Annotated in this window: 15 protein-coding genes and 2 riboswitches; of the genes, 5 read left to right on the forward strand and 10 right to left on the reverse strand. The window is 68.2% G+C overall.

The window, feature by feature from the left end:
• Positions 1-2: 2 nt before the first annotated feature.
• Positions 3-1,964 carry an ABC transporter ATP-binding protein gene (locus AB6732_RS11385; RefSeq protein WP_370960059.1) on the reverse strand — a complete coding sequence of 654 codons (1,962 nt, stop codon included), beginning with the start codon at positions 1,962-1,964 and terminating at the stop codon, positions 3-5.
• A 665-nt stretch (positions 1,965-2,629) separates the two neighbouring features.
• On the opposite strand from AB6732_RS11385, the gene AB6732_RS11390 reads away from it, so the two are divergent.
• A complete protein-coding gene (locus AB6732_RS11390; RefSeq protein ID WP_370960060.1) occupies positions 2,630-3,382 on the forward strand; it encodes an aquaporin in 753 nt (250 codons plus the stop codon).
• A 31-nt stretch (positions 3,383-3,413) separates the two neighbouring features.
• Here AB6732_RS11390 and AB6732_RS11395 read toward each other — a convergent pair whose 3' ends face one another.
• The 5 genes from AB6732_RS11395 to AB6732_RS11415 all read right to left on the reverse strand — a co-directional run bounded on the left by AB6732_RS11395 (position 3,414) and on the right by AB6732_RS11415 (position 8,927).
• On the reverse strand, positions 3,414-4,814 hold the full coding sequence (locus AB6732_RS11395; RefSeq protein ID WP_370960061.1) for a molybdopterin-binding protein: 1,401 nt from the start codon (positions 4,812-4,814) through the stop codon (positions 3,414-3,416).
• A 304-nt stretch (positions 4,815-5,118) separates the two neighbouring features.
• The gene (locus AB6732_RS11400) at positions 5,119-5,619 is read right to left on the reverse strand and encodes an HNH endonuclease (RefSeq protein ID WP_370960062.1); all 501 of its coding nucleotides are present in this window, start codon (positions 5,617-5,619) and stop codon (positions 5,119-5,121) included.
• A gap of 266 nt (positions 5,620-5,885) precedes the next feature.
• The gene (locus tag AB6732_RS11405; protein WP_066214269.1) at positions 5,886-6,683 is read right to left on the reverse strand and encodes an NlpC/P60 family protein; all 798 of its coding nucleotides are present in this window, start codon (positions 6,681-6,683) and stop codon (positions 5,886-5,888) included.
• Positions 6,684-6,686: 3 nt separating this feature from the next.
• Positions 6,687-6,877, reverse strand: a riboswitch (cyclic di-AMP (ydaO/yuaA leader).
• Between the two features lie 110 nt (positions 6,878-6,987).
• Positions 6,988-7,809 (reverse strand): M23 family metallopeptidase, encoded by an 822-nt coding sequence (locus tag AB6732_RS11410; protein WP_370960063.1) that lies wholly within the window; start codon positions 7,807-7,809, stop codon positions 6,988-6,990.
• 6 nt (positions 7,810-7,815) lie between these two features.
• A riboswitch (cyclic di-AMP (ydaO/yuaA leader) is annotated at positions 7,816-8,058 on the reverse strand.
• A 173-nt stretch (positions 8,059-8,231) separates the two neighbouring features.
• Entirely contained in the window at positions 8,232-8,927 is a 696-nt protein-coding gene (locus AB6732_RS11415) for a metal-dependent transcriptional regulator (RefSeq protein ID WP_370960064.1), read from the reverse strand.
• Positions 8,928-9,184: 257 nt separating this feature from the next.
• On the opposite strand from AB6732_RS11415, the gene serC reads away from it, so the two are divergent.
• Positions 9,185-10,318 carry a phosphoserine transaminase gene (serC, locus tag AB6732_RS11420; protein WP_066214259.1) on the forward strand — a complete coding sequence of 378 codons (1,134 nt, stop codon included), beginning with the start codon at positions 9,185-9,187 and terminating at the stop codon, positions 10,316-10,318.
• A gap of 113 nt (positions 10,319-10,431) precedes the next feature.
• On the opposite strand, the gene AB6732_RS11425 is transcribed toward serC, so the two are convergent.
• Together AB6732_RS11425 and AB6732_RS11430 are read right to left on the reverse strand one after the other, a co-directional pair.
• Complete coding sequence (locus tag AB6732_RS11425) at positions 10,432-11,010, reverse strand: DUF3027 domain-containing protein (RefSeq protein ID WP_370960065.1); 579 nt, start codon at positions 11,008-11,010, stop codon at positions 10,432-10,434.
• A gap of 3 nt (positions 11,011-11,013) precedes the next feature.
• Positions 11,014-11,397, reverse strand: coding sequence for a cold-shock protein (locus tag AB6732_RS11430; protein ID WP_370960066.1), 384 nt, complete (start codon positions 11,395-11,397; stop codon positions 11,014-11,016).
• 205 nt (positions 11,398-11,602) lie between these two features.
• Here AB6732_RS11430 and AB6732_RS11435 point away from each other — a divergent pair, with 205 nt between their 5' ends.
• From AB6732_RS11435 to AB6732_RS11445, 3 genes are all read left to right on the forward strand, one after another.
• Positions 11,603-12,313, forward strand: a complete 711-nt coding sequence (locus AB6732_RS11435) for a response regulator transcription factor (protein WP_370960067.1) — start codon at positions 11,603-11,605, stop codon at positions 12,311-12,313.
• 1 nt (position 12,314) lies between these two features.
• Positions 12,315-13,769 carry an ATP-binding protein gene (locus AB6732_RS11440; RefSeq protein ID WP_370960068.1) on the forward strand — a complete coding sequence of 485 codons (1,455 nt, stop codon included), beginning with the start codon at positions 12,315-12,317 and terminating at the stop codon, positions 13,767-13,769.
• 178 nt (positions 13,770-13,947) lie between these two features.
• Positions 13,948-14,238, forward strand: coding sequence for a WXG100 family type VII secretion target (locus AB6732_RS11445; RefSeq protein WP_066214246.1), 291 nt, complete (start codon positions 13,948-13,950; stop codon positions 14,236-14,238).
• A gap of 62 nt (positions 14,239-14,300) precedes the next feature.
• On the opposite strand, the gene AB6732_RS11450 is transcribed toward AB6732_RS11445, so the two are convergent.
• Together AB6732_RS11450 and groL are read right to left on the reverse strand one after the other, a co-directional pair.
• Entirely contained in the window at positions 14,301-15,416 is a 1,116-nt protein-coding gene (locus AB6732_RS11450; protein WP_370960069.1) for an RNase H family protein, read from the reverse strand.
• Between the two features lie 198 nt (positions 15,417-15,614).
• A complete protein-coding gene (gene groL / locus AB6732_RS11455) occupies positions 15,615-17,240 on the reverse strand; it encodes a chaperonin GroEL (protein ID WP_370960070.1) in 1,626 nt (541 codons plus the stop codon).
• Positions 17,241-17,417 lie beyond the last annotated feature (177 nt).

Below are 17,417 nucleotides of genomic sequence, written 5' to 3' on the forward strand. Positions count from 1 at the left end.
GCTCAGCTTCGTGAGGGCGTGCCGCCCTCCCCGTCCTCCGACGACGGCGCCCCGAGGTCCTGACCGGCTTCAGTCAGTGCGTCGTGGGCCTCGGCGAACTGCGTGGTGTACAGCTCGGCGTAGCGTCGACCGGCGCTGAGCAGTTCGGTGTGAGTTCCCCGCTCGACGATCCGGCCTCCCTCGACCACCAGGATCTGGTCGGCGTCCCGGATCGTGGAGAGCCGGTGAGCGATCACGACGGCGGTCCGCCCGCTCAGCGCGGCCGCGAGTGCCTCCTGCACGGCGGCTTCGTTCGCGGAGTCCAGGGCGGCGGTCGCTTCGTCGAGGATGACGACGCGCGGGCCGGCCACCAGGAGCCTCGCAATCGTCAGCCGCTGGCGTTCGCCGCCGGAAAGACGGTAGCCCCGCTCCCCCACCACGGTGTCCAGGCCGTCGGGCAGGGACCGGACCATGTCCTCGAGCCGGGCCTGGCGGAGGGCGTCCCAGAGCTCGTCATCGCTCGCATCCGGCCGCGGCAGGCGGAGGTTCGAACCGATGGTCTCGTGGAACAGATGGCCGTCCTGCGTCACCATCCCGACGCCCTGCCGCAGCGAATCGAAGCTCAGTTCACGGACGTCGACGCCCTCGCCGGGCCGGACGCCGCCCAGCAGCACCGCTCCCGCGTCGACGTCGTACAGCCGTGCGAGCAGCTGTGCCACGGTGGACTTGCCGGCGCCGGACGAGCCGACCAGCGCCACGGTCTGCCCCGGTTCGGCGCGGAAGCTCAGACCGTGCAGCACCTCCTCGCCACCCCGGGAGTCCAGCACCGCCACATCCTCCAGCGAGGCGAGGGACACCTGCTCGGCGGAGGGGTAGGAGAACCGGACGTCCTTGAACTCGACGGCGAGTGCCCCCGTGGGCAGCGTCCGCGGCTGCTCGACCTCGCGGATGATGGGCCGGAGGTCCAGGACCTCGAAGACGCGCTCGAAACTCACGAGCGCGCTCATGATCTCGACGCGTGCGTTGCTGAGGCCGGTGAGCGGCACGTACAGACGCGTGAGGAGCAGTGCCAGCACGACGACGTCGCCCGCTCCCAGCGTCCCGTGCAGCGCCAGCCAGCCACCGACGCCGTAGACGAGGGCCAGCGCGAGCGCGGAGACGAGCGTCAGGCTCGTGACGAACGTGAACTGGAGCATGGCGGCCCGGACGCCGATGTCCCGGACCCGATGCGCGCGGGCTTCGAACTCCCGGGACTCGTCCGCGGGACGGCCGAAGAGTTTGATGAGGGTCGCGCCGGGCGCGGAGAACCGTTCCGTCATCTGGGTGCCCATGGAGGCGTTCTGGGCGGCGGCTTCACGGCGCAGTGCGGCCAGCCGTCCGCCCATGAGCCGCGCGGGCACCAGGAACAGCGGGAGGAGGACCAGCGCGAGGAGGGTGACGAGCCAGGATTTGTCGAGCATGACCACGAGCGTCAGCGTCAGGGAGACCAGGTTGCTGACCACCGAGGACAGCGTTCCGGCGAAGGCCGCCTGCGCGCCGACCACGTCATTGTTCAGACGGCTGACGAGGGCTCCCGTGCGGGTCCTGGTGAAGAACGCGACCGGCATGCGCTGCACATGGTCGAAGACCGCGGTGCGGAGGTCCAGGATGACGTCCTCGCCGATCGTCGCGGAGAACCACCGGACCAGCAGCCCGACGCCCGCCTCGGCCACGGCGACGACCGCGATGAGCACCGCGAGCCGCACCACGAGGTCCACGTCCCGGCCCGCGACGATCGCATCGACGACCTGCCCCGCGAGCAGCGGCGTGGCCACGGCCAGGAAGGCCGCCACGATGGACAGCAGGATGAATCCGGTCAGGCGCGCGCGGTGCGGGACGGCGAACGCCAGGACGCGGCGGATGGTCTCCCGGGAGAAGGGGCGCCGGCCTTCCTGCGCGCGGGAAAGGTTGTAAAGGGAGCTCATCGCCGCCCGGTCCATACTCATGGCTTGTCCTCCTCGGACGTGATCCGGCGGCCTGGTTCCGCGGTGAGGCCGTTCCGGGACAGGGAAAAACCCGCCGCTCCGAACTTGGGGGGTATCCGGCGCGGCGGGCTCCGGGCAAAAACTCTAACAGAGGCCCGAGAGGCCGCGCAAAGGTCACTGCGGGGCGGGCCATCGCTCCCGAGGCCTGGGGCCCGAACTAGTCAGTACGCGAACCTTTACCAAACGGTGATCTGATCACGGATGTGTTTTGTACAGAACCTGGGATAATAGAAAACGTGTGATCGTGGCGTCTGGGGAGGCGCTCACACATTGGGGGGATGAGCGGCGGCGAACCGGGGGGTTCGCCACCGCTCAGCCTTTTAACGGCCCTCTCACGCTTCGGAAAAGGCTCCCGGGAGTCTCCGTCAGGTCATGCTGGAAACAGGTTTGTGACCTGTTTGACGTCAGATCGTCAGTTACCTGCGGCAGAGCTCCCTCTCCCCGCGCCCGCCGGCCACGCCACTCTCTGGCCGTTCGCACCGCACGTGGGCCCCCGGAACAGTCACAACCGCCCACTTACGGCTCGTGGCGGCATCACCCTCCAGTGATTATTGGTCCAGACCTCGGCGATCCCTAGCATGGGCATGTTATCCACCCTTTATTGTGAGTTATTCGAAAGAGGAAACATGTCTGAGTCAATGACGACTGCTGCTCCCTCCGTGGCCGCCAAGCTCGGGGCCGAGATCGTCGGCACGTTCTTCCTGGTCTTCGGTGTCATCGGCACCGCGCTCTTCACCGCAGGATTCGCCGCCGGCGAGGGCGGCCTCAACGTCGGCTTCCTCGGGGTCGCCCTGGCGCTGGGGCTCTCCGTGATCATCGGGGCGTTCGCGTTCGGCCCGATCTCCGGCGGCCATTTCAACCCGGCCGTGACGCTCGGACTCGCGGCGGCGGGACGGTTCGCGTGGAAGGACGTCGCGGCCTACCTGGTGGCGCAGGTCATCGGCGCCGTCCTGGGCGCGACCGCCCTGGTCGCCATCCTCGCCGGCGGCAAGGACGACGCCCTTGCCGCCGCCCAGAAGGGTGGCTTCGCCTCCACCGGCTGGGGCGCGCTGTCGCCCGGTGGCTACAACGCGGCGTCGTTCTTCATCGCCGAGATCGTCGCGACCGCCCTGTTCGTCACCGTCATCCTCGCCGTCACGGGCAAACGCGGCGCAGGGAAGCTGGCGCCGCTGGCCATTGGGCTCACCCTGGTGGTCATCGCCCTTCTCGCCATCCCCGTGACGAACGGCTCCTTCAATCCGGCCCGCTCCATCGCCACGGCCGTCTACGGCGGCCCTGCCGCGCTGGCGCAGCTCTGGGCCTCGATCGTGGCGCCGATCGCCGGCGGCCTGATCGCCGGGTTCGCCCACAAGGCCCTGTTCGAGGGTGAGGCGAAGTAACGACCGGCGGATCCGCCTGTCGGGTGCCAGGTCAGGACCCGTCGGGGCCGCTGTGATCCGGCTCCGGCGGGGTTCGGATCGAGTCCCAGTCCTGGGCCGCCCAATCGATCGGCTCCGAGCTCCGGGCGGCCTTGGGAGGACGCTTGCCTTCCGGTGAGGCGGCTTCGGGGCGCGACGACGGCGACGCCCCTGACCTCGCCGGCTTCGGAGTGCCCGCACCCCGCTCGCTGCGCTTCCAGGGCAGCGGAAGAGCCATCAGCTCCTCGCCCATCCGCACCCCGTGGGGCGGCACCGCCAGGAGCAGCTCGGCCCCAGCCCACTCGGCCAGACCGTGGCCCGGCCCGCAGGGCGAGGCCATGCCGAAGACCGTGTGGCCGGGCACCAGACGCGTAGGGCGCAGCTCAGCCTCCAGGGCGCGTCCCGAGGGCACGGAGCGGAAAGCCTGAGCCTCACGGCGCCCCAGGGCCGCGAACAGGGGCTCCCCCAGCAATGCCAGCGCTGTCAGCGCTTCGCCGGGTGCGCCGGGCAGGCCGAGGACATGGCGGCCGTCCGGCAGCACGCCCGCCACCGCGGTCTGAAGTGGTTCGCAGGACAAGCCATCCACCACGTAGTCGATGCCGAGCGCCTCCAGCGCCTCGCGCAGATGGTCTTCCTCGCCCGCTCCGGTTCCGCCGACCGTCACGACGACGTCGACGGGGGCCGCCGCGCCGTCGGCGTCCTCCTCCAACGCCGTGCGCCACTCCGCCGCCGTGCCGGAGATCCTGGCCCTGTTCTCGACCACGACGTCCCAGGCGTCCAGCAGCAGTCCTAGAACGGGTCCCAGCGCATCCCGGTCCTCGCCCCACCCGGGACGGCCCTGAGTCACCAGGCGGCCCGATTGCACCACCTGAACGCGGGGCTTCGGAATGGCGGCGACGGTGTCGAGGCCTGCTCCGGCCAGCAATGCGAGACGCAGCGGGTCCAGCGTCGAACCACGGGTCACGAGTGGCGCGCCCGCGGACAGCCCCTGCCCCGACGACACGATGTTCTCTCCGTTACGCGGCGCCCCGGGGCGGGCGCCCGGCGCACGGTCGACGACGGCGAGCCCCTCGGCGTCCAGGGTCACGCGGGCGTCCGCGAGGGCGAGCACACCTTTGCCGCCGGGAGGCAGCGGCCGGCCCTTCTCGACACGGCTGCTCTGACGACCCGCCAGGCGCTCCCCCGGTTCCGCGATCACCCACGGAGGACTGCCGTTGACCACCCAGCCGTCGACCGCGGCCCTCGCACCGTACGGCACGTCCTCCTCGGCGACGACGTCCTCGGCCGCAAGAAGACCTGCCGCCTGCGTCAAGGGCACATGGACGGCGGGAAGGGCCTCCACGCGGTCCTGCAGCAGGCCCCGGGCCTCGTCCCAGCTGAGCTTCGTGGTGGGCTTTCCGTCCTGCGCCGTCATGGGTGGACGCTCCCGAAGCGGTGCAGACTCCGCCGACGGCTGATGGGCATCACGACGCCGCTCGCCTGCGTCTTAGACCTCGGCGTCCCTGAGTTCGGCGTCTTTGACATCGGCCGGCGCCTCCCCGCTCCTCGTCCCGTTCATCGCTCCGGCCTCCCGGGCCAGAACTCCAGCCTAGAACGGGAGCCGGGACGGGGCCGGGCCCGAGCCATCGTGTCGCCGAGGTAAGCCCTCGGCCGGGTGGACGAGGCGCGCCGAAGCGACCTCGGACGGCAGGACGGCCGGGCTGCTCATCGGGCAGGGCTCAGGCGGCGTCCTCGGCGGGCAGGTAGGCGCTCCACTCGGGAGTGGGCTTCTCCAGCTCCTTGATCTGCCACACGGTCCCCACGGGAGGCCGCGGGCTGAAACGCAGGCGCCAGCCCATCTCCGAAGGAGTGTGGTCGCCCTTGGTGTTGTTGCACTTGAGGCAGCACGCCACGAGGTTCTCCCAGGAGTCCCGTCCGCCGCGGGACCGCGGCAGGATGTGGTCGATGGTGTGCGCGGCCTTGCCGCAGTATCCGCAGCGATGACCGTCGCGGCGCAGGACCCCTCTCCTGCTGACCGTCGAGACCACATTGTGCCGTGGTCTGATGTAGCGGTTCAGCAGGATCACCGAGGGCCGTCCCAGGACTTCACGGGGGCCGACGACGGGTTCGCCGCCCTCCGAGACCACGCTGGCCTTTCCAGCCAGCACAAGGACGAGCGCCCGGCGGAAGGTGACCACCGCGAGCGGTTCATATCCAGCATTCAGAACGAGAGTGCGCATGCACATACCTCTTCACGGCCGCACCCGGCAGGGGCACGAGGGCCGGCTGCCCCCGGCGTGTCCGGGCTATGGATCGACGTAACCAGCCTAAACACGCCCGGGCGCGTGCGCGATGCCTTGGACCACATTGCGGACGTGTCGCGCGAAAAATTCACCCCTCGTTGGCGCCTGCGACAATTCCCGGCTTAACGACAGAAGGACCCCGCCACAGGCGGGGTCCTTCTGACAATCTCCAGCGGGAGGGGCTGGCGGTTCAGACCGTGGTCTTAGCCACCCACGCGGATGAAGACGGGGCCGGAGCCGACGAACGCGTCGTAGACCTTGGTGGTGTAACCGAGGAATCCACCGTGCACGGCCTGGCCGTTGCCGATGTAGACGGCCACGTGAGGCACACCGACGCCACCGTCGGCGTAGTAGATGACATCGCCGGGCTGAGCTTCAGCGGCGGACACCGTACGTCCGAGGGAAAGGTAACCGGCAGGCCAGTCGTGGAAGTTGATGCCCACGGCGCGCAGGGAGTTCGACACCAGAGCGGTGCAGTCCTGGTTGACGCCGAGCTGAGCCAGAGCGGCAGCAGCGATTGCAGCGCCCTTGCCGGAAGCGGCGGCGGCGTTGACCGTCTTCGGCGCCGGAGCGGCAGCCGCGACGTTCGAACCGGTCACCTGGGTGTTGGTGTTGGTGTTGGCCGTGTTGTCGGCGACCGGAGCGGTCTGGGTCTCAGTGTTGGACTGAGCCTCGACGACGGGGGCCTCGACGACCGGAGCCGGCTCGGTCTTGACCGCGGTGCGGACGAAGCTGAGCTTGGCGGTGGAGGATGCGGCCACGGCCTGCGGAGCAGCCTTGACCTCGAGGGTGGTTGCTGCGGAGGAATCGCGCTGAACGCTGGTCTCCGCGGCGTTGGCGGCGATGCCGCTGGTGAGCACCAGGCCCGAAGCCGCGGCGATCACTGCGGCCTGACGGCCCATGGATCCGGCGTTCGAAGAAACGGCCTTGGAGATTTCAAGAAGCGAAGTGTTGGGTGCCTGCTTAGCGCGATGGCGCGCAGAGGTAGTGCCAAAAGACAAGGAAAAGCCTCTCCCGATGCCTACGAGGTGAGCTGTCGGATTCGGATGGGAGCCATCCGGCCGTCCGTCGCTTTCGCGAACTGACGACTTAACCCCAAGGCCTTGCACGCAAGGCCAGAATTGGTTCCCCCGCCTCTGCCAGACGAAGTAGTAACGAACGGACCTCGGTTGGTGGCAGAGCTCGGCAATCCAACCCAGGGCTCCCCCTCTTACGAGGAGGCGCGATCTATAAATTACAGGAGTCTCGGCAGAATGTCACGTTAAGGTTACGGAACATTCGCCGAGACCGAGAGATGGCTCTCGATCAGAGCCATCCGGACGGGTCGACGACCTGGCCGTTGACCATCACTTCAAAATGGAGGTGGCAGCCCGTGGAGGCGCCGGTGGTGCCACTGAGCGCCACGACATCGCCGCGCTGGACGGTCTGTCCGGGCTGCACGGTGAAGGAGCTCAGGTGGTTGTAGGTGGTCTCAAGACCATTGCCGTGATCGACCACGACGCGGTTTCCGCCGCCGGTGTCCACCCAGCCGGTGAAGACGACCTTGCCGGCCGCCGCAGCCATGACCTGGGTGCCGCACTGGGCCACGAAGTCTTCGCCGCTGTGGAAGTCGGACGGACCGCCGAGGGGGTTGATGCGCCAGCCGAAGGGCGACGCCTCGGTCAGCGAGGCGAGCGGGGAGCCCAGCGAACCCTTGGCGGCCGCGGGGGTCACCTTGCCGGACTGAGCGCTCATGAGGGCCTTCAGGCGGGCGTCGGGATCCTGCTTGGTGGTGGCCGACGTGCGGCTGAAGGAGATCTTCGCCCCGGTGGAGGCGGTGACGGGAGCCTGAACGGCGCCACTGGCGGTGATGCCGACCGTGGTCTGCGCGCCATCCCTGCCGGCCGCTTCGGCCAGCGGACCGGAGCTGGCGGGGAAAGCGATGGTCAGAGCGAGGCCGCCTGCTGCGAGCGCGAGGCCACCCTTGTGGATGGCGCCGCTCTTCACTGCCAGATCGGTGATCTGCTGCAGAGGGCCCCTCCGCTTCGCCTTACGGGGCGTCGACGGAAGAACGGTCCGCGCGGGACCTCCGGCCTGGGGTGCCGGACCACTCGCGCGACGACGTCCGCGCAGCTTGTCATTGCTCACGTATGCATTCCCTCTCATAGCGCCTTCGAAGTTAGCTGTCGGATTCGGGCCTGAGAGTCAGCTGCCCGGCCTGCGGAGGCACACGGGAATCCAGGGGGAACGGCTTGCACCGCCTCTGAAAAGTTCCCAGCACCGCCGCGGGCTTCACCCCAAGACGACCTGATTCCAGGCCGCCGGAAATGGTTCCCCCGCCTCTGCTGTCATGCTTCACACCCTGGTTTCGCCAGCAGAGCTCGGCGTACGAAACAGGTCACGCTTAGGTTTCAGCGCTGAGACATCACTATACGCGAACGGGCCCAAGAGTAATAAATTCGTTATCTAGTATGTGGATAAACCCACGGCCACCGACGACGGACGCGAAGAACGCGCCCGCGGAGCCGCGGACGCGTTCTGAAGAGTGACGTTGCAGCTCAGCGCGGCATTCAGCCGAGCGAGACGAAGACGTGGGCTGCGACTTCGGGCGGCAGCTCCAGAGCGCCCTCAATGCCGGCCACCCGCACCGCGATGTAATCTCCGGCACGTTCGAGACCGATGGTCGCTCCCGGGCGGATCCCGCCCTCATCGAGCTGCTGCAGCAGCTCCGGCTCCACCTGCGCCGGTTCCGCCAGGCGACGGACCGTCACCACGGACCCCGGGGCGTACTCATTCATGGCCTGGACGAGAGTCATCAGACCTGCGGCGAACGGTTCGCCCGCCAGACCGCCCAGCTGCTCGAGTCCGGGGATCGGGTTTCCGTACGGCGAATCGGTCGGGTGACCCAGCAATTCGTAGATACGGCGCTCCACCCGTTCGCTCATCACGTGCTCCCAGCGGCAGGCCTCGTCGTGGACGAACGCCCAGTCCAGGCCGATCACATCAGAGAGGAGCCGCTCCGCGAGGCGGTGTTTGCGCATGACCTCGACCGCGCGGCGTCGTCCGTGATCCGTCAGCTCCAGGTGCCGGTCGCCCGTCACCACCACGAGGCCGTCGCGCTCCATCCGGCCGATCGTCTGGGAGACGGTCGGCCCGGAGTGATGGAGACGCTCCGCGATCCGGGCACGGAGGGGGACGATCTTCTCCTCTTCCAGCTCCAGGATGGTCCGCAGGTACATCTCCGTGGTGTCGATCAGATCAGTCATCCCGTCCTACCCTCACTCGCGTCGTGTGCGCCATGGCGTCCGCGCCCAAGCTTCATGTCGTCAAGCTTAGAACGCCGCCCCCTAGTCTAGCTTATTTGGACTCTCTCTGAATAACGGATGCGGCAGATGACGCTCCCGGACTCCGGAATCCGGACCCGCTTGGGACCTGGCGCCCGCCCTGCGGCAAAATGGCCTCAGGACGGGCGCACCCCGGAAGGACCCGTCCCCTCTGCCACACACCAGAACTGGAGCAATCTGTGAGCGATCAGGCACACCTCACCATCCCCGCCCATCTCCTTCCCAAGGACGGCCGCTTCGGCGCCGGCCCTTCCAAGGTCCGTCCCGAGCAGGTCGAGGCCCTCAGCGCCGCCGGCGCCACTCTGCTGGGCACCTCGCACCGGCAGGCCCCGGTCAAGAACCTGGTGGGCTCCGTGCGTTCCGGCCTGAAGTCCTTCTTCAACGCTCCGGAGGAGTACGAAGTGGTCCTCGGGGTCGGCGGCTCCACGGCCTTCTGGGACATCGCGACGTTCGGCCTCGTGGAGAAGAAGGCGCAGCACCTGTCCTTCGGCGAATTCGGCTCCAAGTTCGCCTCCGCCACCAAGAAGGCGCCGTTCCTCGAGACCAGCTCCATCATCACGGCCGAACCCGGCACCCGGCCGGAAGCCGTGGCCGAAGCCGGCGTCGACGTCTACGCCTGGCCGCAGAACGAGACCTCCACGGGCGTGGCCGCGCCCGTGCGCCGCGTGAACGGCGCCGATGACGGTTCGCTCGTGGTCGTCGACGCGACGTCGGCAGCCGGCGGCCTGGATGTCGACGTCCGCGAGGCGGACGTCTACTACTTCGCCCCGCAGAAGAACTTCGCGTCCGACGGCGGCCTGTGGCTCGCGCTCTTCTCCCCCGCGGCGCTGGAACGCGCGGAGCGGATCGCGGCGAGCGATCGCTGGGTCCCGGACTTCCTGAACCTGAAGACGGCGATCGACAACTCGGTACTCAACCAGACGTACAACACGCCGTCGCTCTCCACCCTCGTCACGCTGAACGCCCAGGTCGAGTGGCTCAACGCCCAGGGCGGCCTGGACTTCGCCAGCAAGCGCACCGCCGACTCCGCGGACCGCGTGTACTCGTGGGCCGAGGCGAGCGAGTACGCGACGCCGTTCGTGCAGCGGCCCGAGGACCGCTCGAACGTCATCGCGACGATCGACTTCGACGACTCCGTGGACGCCGCGCAGGTCGCCAAGATCCTGCGAGCCAACGGCGTGGTGGACACCGAGCCGTACCGCAAGCTCGGCCGCAACCAGCTGCGCATCGCGACCTTCGTGGCGATCGACCCCGAGGATGTGAGCGCCCTGACCGCCTCCATCGACTACATCGTCGGGGAGCTGCGCAAGTAGCTCAGGAACCACCGCGCACATCCTCACCGCAAACGCCTGTGGGCCCGGGAAACCGGGCCCACAGGCGTTTGACGAGCCGTTCGGCGGCTCAGGATCTTCATAGCATGGACGTGCTATTCAGCGTCGTCCTCTTCGGCGTCTTCCTCAACGTCTTCTTCAGCCGAGTCGCCGGCAGCATCGGAGGGCGCAGCGGCATCCTCGACGGAGTCCTCATCCGCGTCCGCGACGGTCGCGCCGGACGCCGCCGCCTCGCCGTCGTCGGACTTCTCAGTGCCGCCCGTCTCCCCGGCCGCGGCAGACTCCTCCGCCTGCATCGCAGCGACGTCCTCCGGCCGCACACGCTCGGACCACGGGACCCACGGCGGGGCGAGGACCGAATCATCGCTCGGCAGCAGCCCGATCTCGCTGACCGTCACCACTTTGGAGCGGGAGTTCCGGGTCAGCACGGCGAACCACTGCCAGCCGACGTAGCCTGCCAGGCGTGAAGCGAACAGGTGGGTGACCACCCGGTCCTCCTCGCGCTTGGCCCCGAGGTGCTCGCCGATGCTGTCGGCAGGCGTGATCGTTTCCAGCTCACGCCGCGCCTGGTCCACTGCCGCAGCGAGCATCGCGTCCGGCTTGCCGGTCTTCCACTGCGGGACGCCCGGCTTGGGGGCGGGGGTGCGAAGGGTGTTCTGACGCTCGGCAGTCATGTCTCAGGCTTCCAGTTGATCTGCGACCTGGCGCAGGGCGGCCGCGATGGCGGCGCCCTTCTTGCCATCCGGGTATTTACCCGAGGAGAGCATCCCGGACAGGTTGTCCAGGACGGTGGAGAGGTCCTGGACCATCGGGGCCAGTTCCTTCGGAGAGGTGCGCTTCGCCTTGGAGACGGAGGGGAGCTTGTCCAGCAGCCGGACGCCCATGGCCTGAGCACCGCGACGGCCTTCGGCGACGCCGAATTCGATCCTGGCGCCCTTCCGGAGTTCCCCCACCCCGGCGGGCAGCGCGGAAGACGGCAGGTAGTACTCCTGCCCGTCCTCGGACGCTGCGAAGCCGAAACCCTTGTCCTTGTCGTACCACTTGACGCTGCCGGTAGGCACTTCTTTACCTCTGTCTGTCTTAGCTTGCTGTCAGGCCATGCCCCCACCTGGTTCAACCGGTCTGGGTGGCACGGCTCGCGGTCTGCGTATCCACACTATTTTACCCGGGCGAGGACGTTCACCCGGCATATGTCGCGGCCCGCTTCGCCGGTGCATACAGAAATCTTCCAGACAACACTCAGGGTCGGAGCGGAAGATGGACGACATGAAGACTGAAACGCCTGAAGCCAAACTCCTGGTTGTTGATGACGAACCCAACATCCGGGAACTTCTGTCAACGTCCCTGCGCTTCGCAGGTTTCGACGTGGTGGCCGCCGCCAACGGACGCGACGCCCTGGCCAAGGCCGAAAGCGAGTCCCCCGATCTGATCGTCCTGGACGTGATGCTCCCGGACATGGACGGTTTCAACGTGACCCGGAAACTCCGCGCCTCCGGACGCCACATCCCGGTGCTCTTCCTGACGGCCAAGGACGACACCGAGGACAAGGTCAACGGCCTGACGGTGGGCGGCGACGACTACGTCACCAAGCCGTTCAGCCTGGATGAGGTCGTGGCGCGCGTCCGCGCCGTCCTCCGCCGCACCCAGCCGCTGCTCGAGGACGAGGCGATCATCCGCGTCGATGACCTGGAGCTCGACGACGATGCCCACGAGGTGCGCCGCGGCGGGACCACCATCGAGCTGTCCCCCACCGAGTTCAAGCTCCTCCGCTACCTCATGCTGAACCCCAACCGGGTGCTGTCCAAGGCCCAGATCCTCGACCACGTCTGGGAATACGACTTCAACGGGGACGCCTCGATCGTGGAGTCCTACATCTCCTACCTGCGCCGCAAGATCGACATCGTCCCGGACGCCCCCACGCTGATCCAGACCAAGCGAGGCGTGGGATACGTCCTGCGGACTGCCGAGAAGCGCTGACTTGCTCCGCCGGTGGAAGTCCGCGTCCCTGCGGGCACAGCTGATCGCAACCATCATGGGCCTGCTGCTGGTGGCCCTCGTGACCACCGGCGCGGGCACCATGGCGCTCCTGCACAGCTATCTTCAATCGCAGATCGATGACCGGCTGAGCGTCGCCACCACCAGCATGCAGAAGTACGGCGGGTACGCCCAGCTGACCAGTGGTCTGAGCAGTGTCCCCACCGACTATTCCGTGGTGGTCCTGCGCCCCGGCGCTCCCGTGTACCGGACCGGAGCGAATCAGTCGGGCTACCCGGACATCGAGCAGATGAGCCTGGCCCAGGCCACCTCCCTGAAGCGGAAGCCCTTCGACATCGCGGGCACCACCGGGCACGACTGGCGTGCAGTGGCGGTTCCCTTCGTCGACCAGAGCGGCCACGGCTACGTGGTGGTGGTCGGGCTGCCCCTGGCGCCGGTGGACGAGATCATGGAGCACGCCATCCTGGTGGTCGTGGGCGTCGGTCTCCTCACGCTGATCCTCGCGTTCTTCATCGCCACCTGGACGGTCACCCGGTCCTTCCGTCCCCTGGCGCGCGTGGAGAGGACCGCGGCGGCCATCGCCTCGGGTGACTTGTCCCAGCGCGTCGAGATCCGCACGCCTCACACCGAGGTCGGGCGACTGGCGACGTCCCTCAACACCATGCTGGCCAACATCGAATCGGCGTTCGCCGCACGCACGGCCTCCGAGCAGCGCATGCGCCGCTTCGCCGCCGACGCCTCCCACGAACTCCGCACCCCGCTGGTGACCATCCGCGGTTTCTCGGAGCTCTACCGTCATGGCGCCCTGCGCACCGACGCCGACGTGGCCACCGCCATGGGCCGGATCGAGAGCGAAGCCAAACGCATGGGGTCCATGGTCGAGGATCTACTGACCCTCGCCCGTCTCGACGAGCAGCGGCCGCTGCAGGAGAAGCCCTTCGATCTGATGCTGCTGGGCAACGACGCCGTGGTGGACACTCGCGCGAGCGCGCCACAGCGCGAGGTCCGCCTGGTGGGCCTGGACTCGGCGCAGCCGGTCCCGGCTCCCGTGCTGGGTGACGAGGCGAAGATCCGCCAGGTGGTGAGCAACCTGGTCGGCAACGCGCTCCGGTACACCCCGGAGGAGTCTCCCCTCGAGCTGGCGGTGGGCCGGCGGCAGGACGAGGACGGATCCTGGTCCGTGCTCGAGGTCCGCGACCACGGCTCCGGGATCTCCGAGGAGGATCAGGCCCGGATCTTCGAACGTTTCTACCGGGCGGACACCTCTCGCACCCGGGAAACCGGCGGCAGCGGCCTGGGTCTCGCGATCGTCGCCGCCATCGTGGGAAGCCACGGCGGGACGGTCCGGATCATCGACACCCCCGGGGGCGGAGCCACGTTCCAGGTCCGGCTCCCCCATTCCGCGGACGACGCTCTCGCCTCCGACATCACCGAGTGACCCTCCCGCGCCTGCCGACAATGACGCGCGACGACGGAGCGAACCTCCACGGCGAGCCTGTGGACGGAGTGCCTGAGCCTCTGTCCACATAGGCCACTGCGCGCGACCCGGCAGCCGAGCGCGTTCCTAGGCTGAGACGAAAGACCCCACCGGGTCCGTCCCAGCGAAAGGAAACACCATGAGCGTCATCTCCGTCGACACCGAACTTCTACACCTTCAGTCCGGCCGGGTCCGCGGCACCATGGAACGCATCTCCGCCGACATCCGGGCGATGAACCAGGGACTCACCGCTCTGCAAGGCAGCTGGCGCGGGAACGCCTCCGCCAGCTTCCAGTCCCTGGTGGCTGAGTGGGCCGCCACCCAGAATCGGGTGGAAGCATCCATGGCGGCCATCAACTCGGCTCTCGCTCAGGCGGCGGCTCAATACCGGGACGTCGAACTGACGAATGCCCAGCGGTTCGCCCACTGAGCGGGCCCCGTCTGGTGCCCGGAATTCCGGGCGCCAGGCAGGGGCGCCTGTCCGATGGCTCTTTACTCGGGGGTGCCCTGATGGAACCGCAGACGCCAGGTGCCTTCCGCCGCGGCGCCTCGGGAGGACGCCGGCTCGGTCAGCAGCCATAGCGAACTCCTGAGGACCGTCCGGCCTGCGGATCTGGTCCGGTACTGCAGCAGAATGGCGCTCTCGTTCAGCCGGGAGGCGGACAGCGGGGTCATGTCCACGGGTTCGTGATCCTCGTCGGCCAGGACGAGGAGCATCTCTTCCCGGGACCAGGTGCGGCCCGAACTCCCGATCTCCTCGAAGTCGGGATGCAGGATCCGGGCCACCTCGCCGAGGTCGCCGCGGACGGCCGGTTCCAGGAGGCGCTTCTCCAAGGCGGTCACCGTGGCCACCGCGTCCTGCTGTCCGGCGGAATCCCGGAAGTCCTCCTCCAGGACCGAGAACAGATCGGGCTCCGCCTCGTCCGCGCCGGACACAGACGCAGATGCAGACCCAGACGCAGACGCAGACGCAGACGGCTGAGCCTGGACCGTGGCGCTCGGTGCGGGACCGGTCGCCGCGTGGGGGTTCTGGAACACGGCAGCCTCTGCCGGTGCGGTGCGAGCGTCGGAACGCTGGACGCTCAGGCTCCGGGTTTCCGCACGCCGAGTTTCCGCGTTCTGCGGCTCGGAGAGCTGAGCCCCCGGAAAGCCGGGACCGGAGGGGATCGACTTCCCCCCGCGCTGGTAGGCGGTGGCGACGGCACGGGCGCGGTCGTCGGCGGCCTCGTTCAGTGAGTGTCCGGCATGACCCTTCACCCACTCGAAGGCGACGTTCCGTCCCTTGAGGGCATCGTCGAGGTCTTTGAGCAGATCCACGTTCAGGACGGGCTTGCCGTCCGCTTTGCGCCAGCCCTTGCGCTTCCAGCCCGGCATCCACTTGGTCAGGCAGTTGATGACGTACTGGCTGTCGCAGAGGATCTTCAGCGGTTCGTCCGCACGATGCGCGGTGCTGCGGAGCAGATCCAGCACCGCCATGAGCTCGCCCTGGTTGTTGGTGCCGTGCGGCCAGCCGCCGGCCCTCCAGGTCTCGTCGTCGATGTACCAGGCCCACCCCGCGGGTCCAGGATTGCCCAGCGCGGAACCATCTGCAGCAGCCGTAATCGTCACCCGACAATCCTGCCACAAGGCCTCCGTCATCCGGCCTCGCACCCGGCACCGGCGCTTCCCAGCCACCAGCGCTTCCCAGCCACCGGAACTTCTCCTCCAGCCGGCACAGCCCTTAAACGCGGCGGCGGGCCGCACCTCGAAAGGTGCGGCCCGCCGTCGTGCACTGTCCGGTGAGACACCGGCGAGCAGAGCCGGGGATCAGAACCCGCCCATGCCGCCCATCTCGTCGGCGCCGGCGGCCGGAGCGTTCTTCTCCGGCTTGTCGGCCACGACTGCCTCGGTGGTGAGGAACAGACCGGCGATGGAGGCCGCGTTCTGCAGAGCGGAACGGGTCACCTTGACCGGGTCGTTGACGCCGGCGGCCAGCAGGTCCACGTACTCGCCGGTGGCGGCGTTCAGGCCGTGACCGGCAGGCAGGCTGCGGACCTTGTCGGCGACGACGCCCGGCTCGAGGCCGGCGTTGAAGGCGATCTGCTTCAGCGGGGCGTCGATGGCGACCTTGACGATGTTGGCGCCGGTGGCCTCGTCACCCTCGAGCTGCAGGTTGGCGAACGCCTTGGCGCCGGCCTGGATCAGGGCAACGCCACCACCGGCGACGATGCCTTCCTCGACAGCAGCCTTCGCGTTGCGGACTGCGTCCTCGATGCGGTGCTTGCGCTCCTTGAGCTCCACCTCGGTGGCTGCACCGGCCTTGATGACGGCCACGCCGCCGGCCAGCTTCGCCAGGCGCTCCTGGAGCTTCTCGCGGTCGTAGTCCGAATCGGAGTTCTCGATCTCGGAACGGATCTGAGCCACGCGGCCGGCGATGGCTTCGGCGTCGCCGGCACCCTCGACGATGGTGGTCTCGTCCTTGGTGACGACGACCTTGCGGGCCTGGCCGAGGTCGGCCAGGGTGGCGGCGTCGAGCTTGAGGCCGATCTCCTCGGAGATGACGTTGCCACCGGTGAGGATGGCGATGTCGGCCAGCTGAGCCTTGCGGCGGTCACCGAAGCCCGGAGCCTTGACGGCGACGGACTTGAAGGTGCCCTTGAGCTTGTTGACGATGAGGGTGGCCAGGGCCTCGCCCTCGACGTCCTCGGCGATGATCAGCAGCGGCTTGTTGGCCTGCATGACCTTCTCGAGGACGGCGACCAGGTCCTTCACGGAGCTGATCTTGGAGTTCACGATGAGGATGTAGGGATCCTCGAGCACGGTCTCCTGGCGCTCTGCGTCCGTGACGAAGTACGCGGAGATGTAGCCCTTGTCGAAGCGCATGCCCTCGGTGAGCTCGAGCTCCAGGCCGAAGGTGTTGGACTCCTCGACGGTGATGACGCCTTCCTTGCCCACCTTGTCCAGGGCTTCGGCGATCAGTTCACCGATCTGAGCGTCACCGGCGGAGATGGACGCGGTGGCGGCGATCTCTTCCTTGGTCTCGATCTCCTTGGCGGAGGCGAGCAGCTCTTCGGTGACGGCCTCGACGGCCTTCTCGATGCCGCGCTTGAGGGACAGCGGGTCGGCGCCAGCTGCGACGTTGCGCAGGCCTTCCTTCACGAGCGCCTGAGCCAGCACCGTAGCGGTGGTGGTGCCGTCACCGGCGACGTCGTCAGTCTTCTTGGCGACTTCCTTGACCAGCTCTGCGCCGATCTTCTCGTAGGGATCCTCGAGCTCGATCTCCTTGGCGATGGACACACCATCGTTGGTGATCGTGGGAGCGCCCCACTTCTTCTCGAGCACCACGTTGCGACCACGCGGGCCCAGGGTGACCTTGACGGCGTCGGCGAGGATGTTCAGGCCTCGCTCCAGGCCGCGGCGTGCCTCTTCATCAAATGCAATGATCTTGGCCATGACGGCAAAGGTCCTTTCGGGTCAGTACGTTTCCGGACTGTCGTTGAGGGATGAAGGGTCCTGGCTGCCCAATGCCCGCGACGGACGGCACGGCCCGCCGGCATCCGTACGCCGGCGCACCGGGCCTCATTGAGACCGGGGTTGCCTTCTCTCCGGCGGGCCGGCCATCATCCGCGG

The sequence above is a fragment of the Arthrobacter sp. RCC_34 genome, from assembly GCF_041360795.1.
Lineage (GTDB): Bacteria > Actinomycetota > Actinomycetes > Actinomycetales > Micrococcaceae > Arthrobacter_E.

What these genes read in the sequence shown, in the direction of transcription:
- AB6732_RS11385 (WP_370960059.1), bottom strand. Translation starts at nt 1,964, where the DNA reads ATGAGTATGGACCGGGCGGCGATGAGCTCCCTTTACAACCTTTCCCGC.
- AB6732_RS11390 (WP_370960060.1), top strand. Translation starts at nt 2,630, where the DNA reads ATGTCTGAGTCAATGACGACTGCTGCTCCCTCCGTGGCCGCCAAGCTC.
- AB6732_RS11395 (WP_370960061.1), bottom strand. Translation starts at nt 4,814, where the DNA reads ATGACGGCGCAGGACGGAAAGCCCACCACGAAGCTCAGCTGGGACGAG.
- AB6732_RS11400 (WP_370960062.1), bottom strand. Translation starts at nt 5,619, where the DNA reads ATGCGCACTCTCGTTCTGAATGCTGGATATGAACCGCTCGCGGTGGTC.
- AB6732_RS11415 (WP_370960064.1), bottom strand. Translation starts at nt 8,927, where the DNA reads ATGACTGATCTGATCGACACCACGGAGATGTACCTGCGGACCATCCTG.
- AB6732_RS11425 (WP_370960065.1), bottom strand. Translation starts at nt 11,010, where the DNA reads ATGACTGCCGAGCGTCAGAACACCCTTCGCACCCCCGCCCCCAAGCCG.
- AB6732_RS11435 (WP_370960067.1), top strand. Translation starts at nt 11,603, where the DNA reads ATGAAGACTGAAACGCCTGAAGCCAAACTCCTGGTTGTTGATGACGAA.
- AB6732_RS11445 (WP_066214246.1), top strand. Translation starts at nt 13,948, where the DNA reads ATGAGCGTCATCTCCGTCGACACCGAACTTCTACACCTTCAGTCCGGC.
- groL (WP_370960070.1), bottom strand. Translation starts at nt 17,240, where the DNA reads ATGGCCAAGATCATTGCATTTGATGAAGAGGCACGCCGCGGCCTGGAG.